Raw genomic sequence first — 12,822 nt, 5'->3', positions numbered from 1 at the left:
TCTCAATATCGCCCGGGTAAAAGGTCGGTCCAACGCGGCCGCTCGAAGACGGCCGGCCCTTTCCGGGACGATCGAGGAGCGGAGACATGCAGCGCGAGGATCGAAAGGCGGCGATCTCGGCCTACAAGAAGCGGGAAGCCGCGGCAGGCATCTATGCCGTCCGCTGCAAGGTCAGCGGCGAAGTCTGGGTCGGCAAGACCCCAAATCTTGATACCATCCGGAACCGGATCTGGTTCACGCTCGACCAGGGTAGTTGCAGCGCGCGCGGCCTGCAGGCGGCCTGGCGACAGCAAGGCGCCGACGCCTTTTCCTTCGAGGTCCTCGAGCAACTGGAGCCGGAAGAATCCGACTATATCCGCAATGCGCTTCTCAAGGAACGCTTCGGACATTGGCGTGGCGCGCTCGGCGCCGAGATCGTTTGACGCGGACAAAGAAAAACGGCCGGAGAAATCTCCGGCCGCTTTTTTGTTTGGATGTTCTGGTCCAGCCGATCGATCAGGCCGAGACCTTGGCGCCCTGGACGAGGTCCGTATAGGCGTGCATCAGGCTCTCGGTGATCTTGCCCGGCGTAAACTTGTATTCGCCGATCTCGGACACCGGGGTGACTTCGGCGGCGGTCCCGCAGAGCCAGCATTCGGTGAAGGTCGACAGTTCCTCCGGGGCGATGCGGCGCTCGATGACCTCGATGCCCTTCGCCTTGGCGAGGCCGATCACGGTCTGGCGGGTGATGCCGTTCAGGAAGCGGTCGGCGAGCGGCGTGTGGATTGCGCCGTCCTTGACGAAGAAGACGTTGGCGCCGGTCGATTCCGCGACATTGCCTTCCCAGTCCAGCATCAGCGCGTCGGCATAGCCGCGATCCTCCGCGGCATGCTTGGAGATCGTGCAGATCATGTAGAGGCCCGACGCCTTGGCGAGCGACGGCGCCGTCTTCGGATCGGGACGGCGGAACTTCGCCCAGTCGAGACGGATGCCCTTCAGGCGCTCGGCCGGCGTGAAGTAGGACGGCCATTCCCACGCGGCGATCGCCACGTTGATGCGGTTGTTGTGGGCCGAGACGCCGAGCGCCTCGCTGCCGCGCCAGGCGATCGGGCGCAGATAGCCGTCGACCAGACCGTTCTTGGCGAGCGTCGCCTTCGAGGCCTCGTCGATCTCCTCGACCGTGTAGGGGATCTTGAAGTCAAGGATTTCGGCCGAATGGAACAGGCGCTCGGTGTGCTCGCGCAGCTTGAAGATGGTGCCGTTATAGGCGCGTTCGCCTTCGAACACCGCGCTCGCATAGTGAAGGCCATGGGTGAGTACGTGAATCTTCGCGTCCTTCCACGGAACGAAGGATCCGTTCATCCAGATCCAACCATCTTTCTGGTCGAAGGGGACCGCGCTCATTTTCCTCACTCCATATCGGCCGCCGGTTGCGGCCGCGCCCTTTGGCGTTGATTGTCGTGCCTATTTCTCGCGCCGGCCAGGCAAAGTAAAGCCAGATCCGGCAACGACTTTTGCGCCACTTTGAAACTGTCGGTAAAGTGCCGGTCGAAACGCGATCGCGCGAGGGGATATCGCGGGACGGTAAACGGCGGGCGTGTTCGATCATTTCGTCGAGGCCACCCATCAAGTAACAATCGAACCTAAATATGTCAACATGGCTGACATAAATTTCGCGACCGATTCGAAGGGACCGGCATCCGTGCAACGCGACGAGACCGTCAAGACGCCCATTTCTATCCAGGAACAGCCCGAACTGGTCCTGATCGAGCTGCTTTTTTATGCCTATCGCGATTTCGTTTCGGATCCGGACGTGGTGCTGGCGAAGTTCCAGTTCGGCCGCGCCCACCATCGCGTCGTCCACTTCGTCAACCGCCATCCCGGCATGCGGGTCGCCGATCTCCTCGACATTCTGAAGATCACCAAGCAGAGCCTCGGGCGCGTGCTGAAGCAGTTGATCGATACCGGCTATATCGAGCAGGTGCCGGGTCCGGTCGATCGCCGTCAGCGGCTTCTCTATCCGACGGCGAAGGGGCGGGCGCTCGACCAGCGGCTGACCGAGCCGCAGGCGCAGCGCATCCGCGCCGCCCTGGCCCCGCTCGGTCCCGAAGGGCGCGTCGCGGCCGAGCGCTTCCTTCGCCTGATGATCGATCCGGCCGAACGCGATAAGGTCGCGCAGTTGATCGAGCATTGATGCGCGTGGAGTTGCAGGATGAATGATCTGGCGGATACCGCCCCCCTGGCCGATGATGCGCCGCATCTGCTCGTCATTGACGACGATGCCCGCATTCGCACGCTGCTGTCGCGCTACCTGAACGACAACGGCTTCCGTGTCGATGTCGCCGCCAATGCGGCCGAGGCGCGCGGCCGGCTCGGCGGCCTCGCCTTCGACCTCCTGGTCGTCGACGTGATGATGCCGGGCGAGAGCGGGCTCGACCTGCTGAAGAGCCTGCGCGAGACGATGGACGTGCCGATCCTGATGCTGACGGCGCGGACGGAGATCGAGAGCCGGATCAAGGGTCTGGAGCTGGGCGCCGACGATTATCTCGGCAAGCCGTTCGAGCCGCGCGAACTGCTGCTGCGCATCAACGCCATCCTGAAGCGCGGCACCCCGCCGGCGGCGCCGCTGATCGAGCAGGTGCGTTTCGGGCCGTTCACCTTCCATATCGCCCGGCGCGAACTGCGTCGCGGGCAGGAGACGATCCGCCTGACCGATCGCGAGCGCCAGATCATGGCGGTTTTCGCCGAGACGCCGAACGAGACCGTGCCGCGCCTTTCGCTGCTGGCCGAGGACGAGCCAGCCGGCGAACGCACCATCGACGTGCAGATCAACCGGCTGCGCCGCAAGATCGAGGTCGATCCGGCCAATCCGCTGTTCCTGCAGACGGTGCGTGGCATCGGCTACCGGCTGGTGACGGAAGCGTGACGCAGATCGGCGACCGGGGACGGGCCGGACGGGGCCAGGGCTGATGGACAAACGCCCGCATTCGTTTCAGCGCAGTCGTGTTTCCGGCGGCTGGGCGGAATGGCCTGCCGTGGCCGGGCTGCGCCGTCTCTGGCGGTCTCCGGCGGTCAACGCCATGCGCCGCATGGCGCGCCGCTCCGAGCCCTTCTTCGACGCGCTGCTGGTGCCCTATCGCTTTCTCGGCAAGCGCATGGCCGCCGCGATGCCGAAGGGCCTCTATGCGCGCGCGCTGATCATCATCATCACGCCGATCGTCATCCTGCAGTCGGTCGTCGCCTTCGTCTTCATGGAGCGCCACTGGCAGACGGTGACGCAGCGCCTGTCGGCTGCGACCGTCCGCGACATCGCCGCGATCGTCGACCTGATCGACACCTACCCGGAAGATCCGAACTACGCGCAGATCGTCCGCATCGCGCAGGACAGGCTCGGCCTGACCATTTCCGTGATCCCGAACGAGCCTTTGCCGCCGGCGGCGCCAAAGCCCTTCTTCTCGCTGCTCGACAGCGCGCTGTCGCGCGAGATCGGCCGTCAGATCAACAAGCCCTACTGGATCGACACGGTCGGCCGCTCCAACCTGGTCGAGATCCGCATCCAGCTCGGCGACAAGGTGCTGCGCGTGCTGGCGCGGCGCAGCCAGACCTATGCCTCCAATTCGGAGATCTTCATCTTCTGGATGGTCGGCACCAGCCTGGTGCTGCTGACGATCGCCATCGCCTTCCTGCGCAACCAGATCCGTCCGATCCAGCAGCTCGCCGATGCGGCCGAGGATTTCGGCATGGGGCGCGAGACGACGGATTTCAGCCCGCGCGGCGCGCGCGAGGTTCGCCGCGCCAGCGCCGCCTTCATGGAGATGCGCAACCGCATCGAGCGGCAGATGGAGCAGCGCACCACCATGCTGGCGGGCGTCAGCCACGACCTGCGCACGGTGCTGACGCGCTTCCGCCTGCAGCTGGCGCTCTTGCGCGAAACGCCGGATGTGCGCGCCATGCGCCGCGACGTCGACGACATGCAGCGTATGCTCGAGGGCTATCTGGCCTTTGCCCGTGACGATGCCGACGAACCGACGGCGGCGACCAATATCGGCACGCTGCTGGCCGAGGTCGCCGAGAACGCCCGCCGCGTCGGCCACGACGTCTCGCAGGATTTCCGCGGCGATCCGATCGTCAGCATCCGCCCGAACGATTTCAAGCGCTGCCTGTCCAACCTGGTGATGAACGCCTGCCGGCACGGCGACCATATCGAGCTGCACGGCGTGCATACCGAAGGTTGGCTCGTCATCCATGTCGACGATGATGGGCCCGGTATCGACGAGACCGAGCGCGAGGCGGTGTTCAGGCCGTTCTACCGTCTCGACGAGGCGCGCAATCTCGACGAGAGCGGCACGGGCCTCGGCCTGCCGATCGCCCGCGACATCGCCCGTTTCCATGGCGGCGACGTCACGCTTTCGGAGGCGCCGGACGGCGGCCTGCGCGCCACCGTCCGCATTCCGGCCTGATCGAACTCAGGCGCCGGGCTGAAGGCGGATACGCGTGCCCCAGGGATCCAGCAATTCGCGTTCGGCCGAAACGCCGGAGCCGGCCAGGGTCACATAGGCGAGGCCGTTGCGTTCGGGATCGCGCGGGCCGGCGCCGCGACTCTGCCAGCTATTGGCGCCGATATGGTGGTGATAGCGGCCGGACGACAGGAACGAGGCGCTCGGCATGGTGGTCACTTCGTCGAGCCCGACCTCCGACTTCCACCAGCTCGCCGCCACAGGCGCGTCACCCACGCGCAGATGCACATGGCCGATGCGGAGGAATTCCGGTGCACCCTTCCAGCCGCCCGGATGGTCGCCGAGCGAGGCGACGATCGCGTTGACGTCGAGCGGGTCGGTCGCCATCCGCACATGCGGGCCTTCCCAGACCCATTCCCCGGTCGGGCGGTCGGAATAGATCTCGACGCCGTTGCCTTCCGGATCGGTCAGGTAGAAGGCCTCGCTGACGAGATGATCGGCCATGCCGTCGACGGGAAAGCGGTTTTCGCTCGCATGCAGGATCCAGCGGCCGAGATCGGCGCGGCTCGGCATCAGGAAGGCGGTGTGGAACAGGCCGGCCTGGCGGGTGTCGTCGCGCGAGCCGCGCGGGCTCGGCTCGATCACAAGGAACGGCACGCCGCCGGCGCCGAGCGTCACCATCCCGCCGGCGCTGGAGATCGTCTCCAGGCCGAGGATGGCGCGGTAGTAGTCGGCGACCTTGTCGACGTCATGCGCCTTGAGGCCGACTTCCGCGATGTGGATCGGGCGGGTCAGCGAAAAGGGGAGACCGGCTTCGGTTTCGGTTTGGCTCATGGCTGGGTGACCTCTGGTTGAAGCATCTACCTAGTCACTCGGGGCTGCGATCGACAGCCGCGCCGGAGTGAACACACCGTCCAGCCAGCGGCGCCGCCTAGAACAGGCGTCCGCCGTTCGGCACGCTGCGCTCGACGGCGGTCAGCACCACGTCGCCCTCGGCGTCCGGCATGCCAAGGGTGAGGACTTCCGACATGAAGGGACCGATCTGGCGCGGCGGGAAATTGACCACGGCCATCACCTGGCGGCCGATCAGCTCTGCCGGCTGGTAGTATTTGGTGATCTGGGCCGAGGACTTCTTGCGGCCGATCTCCGGGCCGAAATCGATCACCAGCTTGATGGCCGGCTTGCGCGCTTCCGGAAACGGGTTCGCCTCGACGATCGTCCCCACGCGGATGTCGATCTTGAGGAAATCGTCGAAGCTGATCGTCTTCGGTGCCTGGGCGTCCATGTCGTGTCTCCGTTCAATCCGAGACCGGTAACACGACGGCCGGCTCGGTCAAGCCGCCGGCGCTTCCGTCTCCGGCTTGGCGGCCCGCTTCGGGCGATGCCGGTCGAGCTTGCGGCCGACGCGGCAGAGGATGCCGGCGGCGCGATCGGTCCGGTGCGACCAGGTCTCGGCATGCTCGAGCGCGCGATCGACTGCCGCCATTGTCTTCGACAGATCCGGATCCTCGTCCTGGAGCCAGACCGGGACGATCCGTGCCGCCATCAGCACGAAACCCTGCGTGCGCGCGGCGCCGCGCAGACCGTCGGTCGAGATCCCGGCGCCGGCCAGCATGAAGCGGGCGCTGTCGAGCGCGATGCGGTTGAGGCAGAGCGCCATTCCCGGATCGCGGCGGGCGGATTCGGCCAGATGCCGCACGGCGGCGCGATGCGGCGCCATGTGGTCGAGCCGCTTCATAATCAGGTCGAACAATCGATCGCGTCGCGATTCCTCGGCCGAAGGCGCCTCGGTCGAATCGAGCACGGCGCTGTCGACCTGGCGGATGAAGTCGGCAAGGATGGCAAGCTTGCCGTCATAGGCGCTCCGCAGCTCGCCGAGCGTGAGCCCGGCGCGCGCCGCGATGTCGCCGAGGCCGATTCCGGCATAGGGCTTTTCGGAAAGAAGTCCGAGAAACGCGTCGACGATTTTGGCCTTGCTCTTCTCTGTCGCCATGATCGGATCTCCTCTTTACCTGTATCTAGGGACGCGATGTGGCGACGGCGAGGCCGATCAGCCTGCCAGTTCCTGTGCGCGTTGCTTGGCGGCGGCGACGGCACGGGTGAGAATCGGCTCGATGCCGTCCTCGGCCATCAGAACGTTCAGCGCCGCGGCCGTCGTGCCGCCCGGCGATGTAACGTTCTTGCGCAGGATATCGGCCGGCAGCGGCGACTGGTTGAGCAGTTCGCCGGCGCCCACGATCGTCTGGCGGGCGAAGCGCTCCGCCTGCTCGGGCGAGAAGCCGGCCTCGACGCCGGCTTTCGCCAGGTACTCGGCGAGCAGGAAGACATAGGCCGGGCCGGAGCCGGAAACCGCCGTCACCGTATCGATCAGCCCTTCGCTTCCGACCCAGCCGAATTCGCCGACCGCGGAAAGCAGCGCGCCGACCAACTCGCGGTCCTCGGCGGTCACGGCCGGGTTGGCGAAGGCGCCGGTCATGCCGCGGCCGACCTGCGCCGGCGTATTCGGCATGGCCCGGACGATGGCGCCGCCGAGCGCGGCCTCGAGCGTCGCGAGCGTCGTTCCTGCCGCGATCGACACCGTGACCGTGCCCGGTCCGATCAGGTCGCGCACGGCGGGGAGGGCGGTGCCCATCATCTGCGGCTTGACCGCGAGAAGCAGCACGCGGGCCGCGACGCCGGCAGGCGCGCTGGTCCGATGCTCGACGCCATGCTTCGCGAGAAGCGCCCGCGTCTCCTCCGGCGGGTTCGGATCGACGACGATCGCCGCCTTCGGATCGAGGCCGGAAGCGAGCCAGCCGGTGAGCAGGGCGCCGCCCATCTTGCCGGCGCCGATCAGGACGATGGGGGAGGAGGGCGTGAGGGCGGACAGGGACATGCGGAAGCGCTCGCTCTTCGATGACGACGCTTGTCTGTACGCGGCTCCGCGCCCGGGCGAAAGGCCCTCCTTGCCGGGCAGGATCCTACCTGCCGGCGGCGGCCGGCACGGCGGCCTCGGTCCCATCCGGCAAGAGAGGCGGCGCGTACCGGCACGCGCCGCCTTGTGGTCTCAGGCCTCGCCGACCGTCTCGAACAGGACGGTCTCCAGCGCCTCGGCGGCGGACTTGCCGGCCCAGACGACGAACTGGAAGGCCTGGTAATAGCGCTCGCAGCTTTCGATGGCGTTCTCGAGGAGGCCTTCGACCTGGCGGCTGTTCGGCTCGGCGCCGCCGGCGAGCAGCAGAGTCTGCCGGTACATGACGACGCCTTCCTTGCTCCAAAGGTCGAAATGGCCGATCCACAGCTGCTCGTTGACCAGCGACAGCAGTCGCATGACCTCGGTTTTGCGCGGTTCCGTAACTTTAAGGTCGAAGGCGCAGGCGAGGTGCACGGCCTCCATGTCCTCCATCCAGGAGAAGGAGACGTGATAATCGCACCAGCCGCCGGCTATCGAGATGGTGATCTCGTCGTCGCCGGATCGCTCGAAGCTCCAATCATTGAGCCCTGCGATTTGCTCGATCATATCAACCGGGTTGGATTGCCGGTCTTCGGTTTCGAAGTCGATGAGGCTCATGGCCGACCCTCGCGCTTGATCGGGGGATACGCAACGCAACAAAACGACTGCCGAAAGCAGATCTCGAGATCGAGCCCTCCTGTTGAGCAAAAACCGCTCCGCCCCGCGCGGAAAAACCGGTCTCCCATTCCAACTCAACGGCGGTGCTTGGCAGAGCAGCGCGAATCTTCATTTAGTATCAGTATATAGGCAGGCGAAGAGAATGCGCGATGACTTTTCCTGCACGGGCGTGTCGGAATTGTGGACGCAGCGTCAGGCGCCTGTCGCGACCGGGAGGCAGACGCGCAAAAGCCGCCGGGCAGGCCGGCGGCTTTCTGGACTTGTCCGCGAAGGCGAGGGGCTAGCCGGGTTGCAGGTCTACCGCCTTCGGGCCCTTGCCGCGCTTATCGGGCTCGGTCTCGAACGTGATCCGCATGCCGTCATTCATGTTCGCAATGCCCGAACGCTCGACAGCCGTGACGTGCACAAACACATCCTTGCCGCCATCGTCGGGGGTGATGAAGCCAAAGCCCTTCGACGCATTGAAGAACTTGACCGTACCAGACTGTCGCATCGCTGTTCCTTTCCCATTCTTCTTTACTCTACCAGCCGCTCCGCTCGGCCGGCACACTCCAGGCACTCAGGTTGTCGGGGAAAGGTCTCTGCGTCTTGTCGATATCGTGCGGTCGCTCGCGCAAGCCGCCCCGCGAATGCCGTAGCATCCGACGCGCGTTTGTCCAGTCTCCGTCGGGTCCTATGCCCGTGCGAGCGAAACTATGCTTCAGCATCCACAGAAAATCAATGGGTCGTATTCCCTAACGTAAAGTTGCAGTTGCTTCACCTACACTGAAAAGGACCGTTATGTTGTCCGATATAGGCAGCTTACTATCAGGATAGCATTGTTTGGCGGCGCCCTGCCGTCTGCGTCTCCCGGGACGCGCCGACCCGCGGCCTTGAAGAGCGGACCGCCCATCCGGCGCAAAGCCGACGCGCCGGAGACACAATGCGCCCGGTCGTCCGCGAATACTTCCGTTTTTCTCGCGTCGGGGCCGTCAATTGTCATCAAGCTGGCATGATCGCTGCATATTGCGATGCGAAATCATCGGCCAAGCGGATCCCGATCGACCTCCTGACGCAAATTTGATGTCGGAGGGCGGAACCCGCAGGTCGGGGACGTATTATTTAACAGTGCATCGCAGGGCAGGGCGGAGTTTGGCTATGTCGGGATTGACCGCGGATAATCTGCTGGCTGTCGCGGCTGTGTGGGTCGCGATCATGTTGCCGAGTGCGGCATTTGGCGGTGATCCGGTCGCCGCGCAAACCGAGGCGCAGCGCTGCGAAACACTGGCGGTGCCGCCCGCCGGGGCCGCCCTTATTGCCGCCGTGCAGGGTCGCTTCGAGGCCTGGCAGGCCGACTGAGCCTAGCCGGTCGAAGCGACCGCCATCGGCTGCCTGCCGAGATGCCAGGACAACAGCGCGATCATCAGTGCCAGCACCGTCAGCGCGGCGCCGACGAGCGGCAGGCTGTCGAAGCCGGCGCCGAAGGTGATGGCGAGGCCGCCGATCCAGGCGCCGCCGGCATTGCCGATATTGAAGGCGCCCTGGTTGAGCGTCGATGCGAGATTGGGCGCCTCGCCGGCGCATTCGATTACCCGCATCTGCAGCGGCGCGATCAGGATGAACATCACGCAGCCCCAGACGAACACGCTGACGCAGGCGCCGACGACGGAGTGGCTGGTGTAGGAGAACTGCGCCAGCACGACGATCAGCGCGGTCAGCGCGCCGAGGATTGTCGGCATCAGCTTCCAGTCGGCCAGTCGGCCGCCAATCAGGTTGCCGATGGTGATGCCGACGCCGAACAGCAGCAGCACCCAGGTGATCTGGTGCGATTCCAGCCCCGTCACCGTCTTCAGGATCGGCGCGATATAGGTGAAGCAGGCGAAGGTGGCGGCGGCGGCCAGCACGCTGACCGCCATGGCGAGCCAGACCTGCAGGCGCTTGAACACCGCGAATTCGCGCATCAGGCTCGGCGGCGCCGAGGCGCCTCGGTCCGACGGCACCCAGGCGATGATGGCGGCGACCGAGACCAGCCCGATCAGGACTACGGCCCAGAAGGTCGAGCGCCAGCCGGCGATCTGGCCGAGCGCGGTGCCGCCGGGAACGCCAAGGATATTGGCGAGCGTCAGGCCGGCGAAGACCAGCGCCATGGCCTGGGCACGCTGGTTGCGCGGCACCAGCGTGCCGGCGACGACGGCGCTGATGCCGAAAAAGGCGCCATGGCCGAAGGCGGTGAAGACGCGCGCCGCCATCAGCAGCCCGTAGGTCGGCGCGATGGCGCAGAAGAGATTGCCGATGACGAACAGCATCGCCAGCCCGACCAGCGTGATCTTGCGCGGCAGCCGCGATGTGGCGAGCACGATGATCGGGCCGCCGATGACGACGCCGATGGCATAGCCGGTGATCAGCAGGCCGGCGCTGGGGATCGAGACGCCGAGATCGGCCGCCACTTCCGGCAGCAGCCCCATGATGACGAATTCAGTCGTGCCGATGCCGAACGAGGCAATGGCCAGGGCGAAGAGGGCGATCGGCATGGGGTGGTCCGGCGGTGAGGATCAGGCGGGCGCGGAGGCGCGACCCTCACGACAATGACCGCCGATTCGTGCATTTTGCAATGCACAAATCGGCGGTCGTTGCATTTTGCGATGCGTGTCACTCAGGCGCGACGGTGGCCTGCCTGCGGCGTCAGGTAATCGAGGTGAACAGCCGGTTCCAGCGGATCGACCAAGGCCACTTCCAGAACTCCCAGACGCGCGATCCTTCGTCGATCGAGAAGAACACCCAGCGCGCCTTGCCCTCGACATTCTCGTTCGGGACGTAGCCCATCGACTGCATGTCGCGGGAATCGGCCGAGTTGTCGCGGTTGTCGCCCATCATGAAGAGATGGCCCGGCGGAACCTCGTATTTCGGCGTGTTGTCGAACGAGCCGCGATCGCCCTCGATCTCGATGATCTGGTGCTTGACGCCGTTCGGCAGCGTCTCCTCATAGCGCGCCGCCGAGATCGTGTTGCCGAAGAAGTCCTTGGTCTCGTAGGGCTCGATCTGCTGGCGCTCCACCATCTTGTCGTTGATGTAGAGCCGGCCGTCGATCATCTGCACGGTGTCGCCGGGCTTGCCGATGACGCGCTTGATGAAGTCGGTCGAATTGTCCTTCGGTCCCTTGAAGACGACGATGTCGCCTTGGTTTGGCTCCGAGCCCCAGATGCGGCCCTCGAACGGACCCATGCCGAAGGGGAACGAATAGCGCGAATAGCCGTAGGAATATTTGGAGACGAACAGGTAGTCGCCGATCTCCAGCGTCGGGATCAGCGAGCCCGACGGAATCTCGAACGGCTGGAACAGGAAGGTGCGCACGATCAGCGCGATGATCAGCGCCTCGGCGAAGACGCGGATGGTGCCGCCGAGGCCGTCCTTGGACGCCTGCTTCTTCTCGGCGCTCTTCGTGGTGTCTTCCATCATGCGACTTTCGGTCGATTGGGGAACCCGTCATTTAGGGGATGCGGGGCGAGGCGGCAACCAAAAGCCGTGCGCCGCGCCGACGTTGCGGAAGGACATGCCCGTTTCGGTTGACGATGCGTCTTCCTGCGTCGGGGCTGACAATCCGGCGCCGGGTTGCCATATCTGCCGCGAAACGGGGCGATCCGGGCATTTCCGCGCCGACGTCATTCGGAGAGGCGACCAGAATGGAATTCGGCATCTACACCTTCGGCGACAATATGCCCGACCCGACGACCGGCGTGCGGCTCGATCCGGTCGAGCGGATCCGCAATCTCATCGAGGAGATCGAACTGGCCGATCAGGTCGGTCTCGACGTCTTCGGCCTGGGCGAACACCACCGGCCCGACTATCTGGTCTCTGCGCCTGACGTCGTGCTGGCGGCTGCCGCCGCGCGCACCAAGTCCATACGCCTGACCAGCGCCGTCACGGTGCTTTCCTCCGATGATCCCGTGCGCGTTTTCCAGCGCTTTTCGACGCTCGACCTTGCCTCGAACGGCCGGGCCGAAGTCATGGCCGGGCGCGGCTCGTTCATCGAATCCTTCCCGTTGTTCGGTTTCGATCTCGCCGATTACGACGCGCTGTTCGCCGAAAACCTCGAACTGCTGCTGCGTATTCGCGACAGCGAGCGGGTAAGCTGGCCGGGCGGCCATCGCGCCGCGATCCAGGATCTCGGTGTCTATCCACGCCCCGCCCAGGATCCGCTGCCGGTCTGGATCGCTGTCGGCGGTACGCCGCAATCGGTCGTGCGCGCCGGCGTGCTCGGCCTGCCGCTGGCGATCGCCATCATCGGCGGCAATCCAGCCCACTTCCAGCCGCTGGTCGAACTGTACCGCCGCGCCGGCAAGGAAGCCGGCAGCGATCCCGCGCGGCTGAAGGTCGGCATCAATTCACACGGCTTCATCGCCGAGAACTCGCAGGAAGCCGCCGACATCGCCTATCCCCCCTTCGCCGCCGTGATGACCAAGCTCGGCAAGGAGCGCGGCTGGCCGCCGACGACGCGCGGACAGTTCGAGGCGCAGCGCCGCCTGCATGGCGCGCTCTTCGTCGGCAGCCCGTCCGAGGTGGCGGAGAAGATCCTCTACCAGCACGAACTGTTCGACCATGACCGCTTCCTGATTCAGTTCAGCGTCGGCACGCTGCCGCACGACAAGATGATGAAGTCGATCGAACTGTTCGGGACGAAGGTCGTGCCGGAGGTGAAGCGGGCGCTCGCCGCCAAGGCTTCGGACGTCGCGCCGGAACAGGCCTGAGGCCATGCCTCGCACCGCCGCGGCGGCTTCGAACAAGCGGGTGTAAACGTTA

The 12,822-nt window shown here is 65.5% G+C and carries 15 protein-coding genes; 6 read left to right on the top strand and 9 right to left on the bottom strand.

Annotated elements, in window-relative coordinates:
• Positions 1-86 precede the first annotated feature (86 nt).
• The gene (locus OSH07_RS21565; RefSeq protein WP_266340764.1) at positions 87-422 is read left to right on the top strand and encodes a GIY-YIG nuclease family protein; all 336 of its coding nucleotides are present in this window, start codon (positions 87-89) and stop codon (positions 420-422) included.
• Positions 423-495: 73 nt separating this feature from the next.
• On the opposite strand, the gene OSH07_RS21560 is transcribed toward OSH07_RS21565, so the two are convergent.
• A complete protein-coding gene (locus tag OSH07_RS21560; protein WP_266340763.1) occupies positions 496-1,383 on the bottom strand; it encodes a branched-chain amino acid aminotransferase in 888 nt (295 codons plus the stop codon).
• Positions 1,384-1,636: 253 nt separating this feature from the next.
• On the opposite strand from OSH07_RS21560, the gene OSH07_RS21555 reads away from it, so the two are divergent.
• The 3 genes from OSH07_RS21555 (at position 1,637) to OSH07_RS21545 (ending at position 4,439) form a co-directional block, all read left to right on the top strand.
• A complete protein-coding gene (locus tag OSH07_RS21555) occupies positions 1,637-2,173 on the top strand; it encodes a MarR family winged helix-turn-helix transcriptional regulator (RefSeq protein ID WP_266340762.1) in 537 nt (178 codons plus the stop codon).
• An 18-nt stretch (positions 2,174-2,191) separates the two neighbouring features.
• Positions 2,192-2,905: a response regulator gene (locus OSH07_RS21550; protein WP_266340761.1), complete on the top strand. Its 714-nt coding sequence runs from the start codon at positions 2,192-2,194 to the stop codon at positions 2,903-2,905.
• A 163-nt stretch (positions 2,906-3,068) separates the two neighbouring features.
• On the top strand, positions 3,069-4,439 hold the full coding sequence (locus OSH07_RS21545; RefSeq protein WP_266340842.1) for an ATP-binding protein: 1,371 nt from the start codon (positions 3,069-3,071) through the stop codon (positions 4,437-4,439).
• Between the two features lie 6 nt (positions 4,440-4,445).
• Here OSH07_RS21545 and OSH07_RS21540 read toward each other — a convergent pair whose 3' ends face one another.
• The 6 genes from OSH07_RS21540 to OSH07_RS21515 all read right to left on the bottom strand — a co-directional run bounded on the left by OSH07_RS21540 (position 4,446) and on the right by OSH07_RS21515 (position 8,539).
• The gene (locus tag OSH07_RS21540) at positions 4,446-5,270 is read right to left on the bottom strand and encodes a VOC family protein (protein WP_266340760.1); all 825 of its coding nucleotides are present in this window, start codon (positions 5,268-5,270) and stop codon (positions 4,446-4,448) included.
• Positions 5,271-5,367: 97 nt separating this feature from the next.
• A complete protein-coding gene (locus OSH07_RS21535; RefSeq protein WP_266340759.1) occupies positions 5,368-5,721 on the bottom strand; it encodes a tRNA-binding protein in 354 nt (117 codons plus the stop codon).
• A gap of 48 nt (positions 5,722-5,769) precedes the next feature.
• Positions 5,770-6,429: a TetR/AcrR family transcriptional regulator gene (locus OSH07_RS21530; RefSeq protein ID WP_266340758.1), complete on the bottom strand. Its 660-nt coding sequence runs from the start codon at positions 6,427-6,429 to the stop codon at positions 5,770-5,772.
• A gap of 57 nt (positions 6,430-6,486) precedes the next feature.
• Positions 6,487-7,311 (bottom strand): pyrroline-5-carboxylate reductase, encoded by an 825-nt coding sequence (gene proC, locus OSH07_RS21525; RefSeq protein ID WP_266340757.1) that lies wholly within the window; start codon positions 7,309-7,311, stop codon positions 6,487-6,489.
• Between the two features lie 171 nt (positions 7,312-7,482).
• Positions 7,483-7,986: a type III secretion system chaperone family protein gene (locus OSH07_RS21520; protein ID WP_266340756.1), complete on the bottom strand. Its 504-nt coding sequence runs from the start codon at positions 7,984-7,986 to the stop codon at positions 7,483-7,485.
• A 340-nt stretch (positions 7,987-8,326) separates the two neighbouring features.
• Positions 8,327-8,539, bottom strand: coding sequence for a cold-shock protein (locus OSH07_RS21515; RefSeq protein WP_266340755.1), 213 nt, complete (start codon positions 8,537-8,539; stop codon positions 8,327-8,329).
• 644 nt (positions 8,540-9,183) lie between these two features.
• Here OSH07_RS21515 and OSH07_RS21510 point away from each other — a divergent pair.
• Positions 9,184-9,384 carry a hypothetical protein gene (locus OSH07_RS21510; RefSeq protein WP_266340754.1) on the top strand — a complete coding sequence of 67 codons (201 nt, stop codon included), beginning with the start codon at positions 9,184-9,186 and terminating at the stop codon, positions 9,382-9,384.
• Between the two features lie 2 nt (positions 9,385-9,386).
• On the opposite strand, the gene OSH07_RS21505 is transcribed toward OSH07_RS21510, so the two are convergent.
• A complete protein-coding gene (locus tag OSH07_RS21505) occupies positions 9,387-10,556 on the bottom strand; it encodes an MFS transporter (RefSeq protein ID WP_266340753.1) in 1,170 nt (389 codons plus the stop codon).
• A gap of 151 nt (positions 10,557-10,707) precedes the next feature.
• A complete protein-coding gene (lepB, locus tag OSH07_RS21500) occupies positions 10,708-11,478 on the bottom strand; it encodes a signal peptidase I (protein ID WP_420909668.1) in 771 nt (256 codons plus the stop codon).
• A 227-nt stretch (positions 11,479-11,705) separates the two neighbouring features.
• Between lepB and OSH07_RS21495 the strand changes: the two genes are divergently transcribed.
• Entirely contained in the window at positions 11,706-12,770 is a 1,065-nt protein-coding gene (locus OSH07_RS21495) for an LLM class flavin-dependent oxidoreductase (RefSeq protein ID WP_266340751.1), read from the top strand.
• The last annotated feature ends 52 nt before the right edge of the window (positions 12,771-12,822 follow it).

It is taken from the genome of Kaistia nematophila, from assembly GCF_026343855.1.
GTDB classification, from domain to species: domain Bacteria; phylum Pseudomonadota; class Alphaproteobacteria; order Rhizobiales; family Kaistiaceae; genus Kaistia; species Kaistia nematophila.
This window is presented reverse-complemented; position numbering and strand designations above follow the sequence as displayed.

Coding starts and splice junctions, on each gene's coding strand:
- OSH07_RS21505 (WP_266340753.1), bottom strand. CDS start 10,556: ATGCCGATCGCCCTCTTCGCCCTGGCCATTGCCTCGTTCGGCATCGGC.
- OSH07_RS21515 (WP_266340755.1), bottom strand. CDS start 8,539: ATGCGACAGTCTGGTACGGTCAAGTTCTTCAATGCGTCGAAGGGCTTT.
- OSH07_RS21495 (WP_266340751.1), top strand. CDS start 11,706: ATGGAATTCGGCATCTACACCTTCGGCGACAATATGCCCGACCCGACG.
- OSH07_RS21510 (WP_266340754.1), top strand. CDS start 9,184: ATGTCGGGATTGACCGCGGATAATCTGCTGGCTGTCGCGGCTGTGTGG.
- OSH07_RS21535 (WP_266340759.1), bottom strand. CDS start 5,721: ATGGACGCCCAGGCACCGAAGACGATCAGCTTCGACGATTTCCTCAAG.
- OSH07_RS21565 (WP_266340764.1), top strand. CDS start 87: ATGCAGCGCGAGGATCGAAAGGCGGCGATCTCGGCCTACAAGAAGCGG.
- OSH07_RS21520 (WP_266340756.1), bottom strand. CDS start 7,986: ATGAGCCTCATCGACTTCGAAACCGAAGACCGGCAATCCAACCCGGTT.
- OSH07_RS21545 (WP_266340842.1), top strand. CDS start 3,069: ATGGCGCGCCGCTCCGAGCCCTTCTTCGACGCGCTGCTGGTGCCCTAT.
- OSH07_RS21550 (WP_266340761.1), top strand. CDS start 2,192: ATGAATGATCTGGCGGATACCGCCCCCCTGGCCGATGATGCGCCGCAT.
- OSH07_RS21560 (WP_266340763.1), bottom strand. CDS start 1,383: ATGAGCGCGGTCCCCTTCGACCAGAAAGATGGTTGGATCTGGATGAAC.
- OSH07_RS21540 (WP_266340760.1), bottom strand. CDS start 5,270: ATGAGCCAAACCGAAACCGAAGCCGGTCTCCCCTTTTCGCTGACCCGC.
- lepB (WP_420909668.1), bottom strand. CDS start 11,478: ATGGAAGACACCACGAAGAGCGCCGAGAAGAAGCAGGCGTCCAAGGAC.
- OSH07_RS21530 (WP_266340758.1), bottom strand. CDS start 6,429: ATGGCGACAGAGAAGAGCAAGGCCAAAATCGTCGACGCGTTTCTCGGA.
- proC (WP_266340757.1), bottom strand. CDS start 7,311: ATGTCCCTGTCCGCCCTCACGCCCTCCTCCCCCATCGTCCTGATCGGC.
- OSH07_RS21555 (WP_266340762.1), top strand. CDS start 1,637: ATGGCTGACATAAATTTCGCGACCGATTCGAAGGGACCGGCATCCGTG.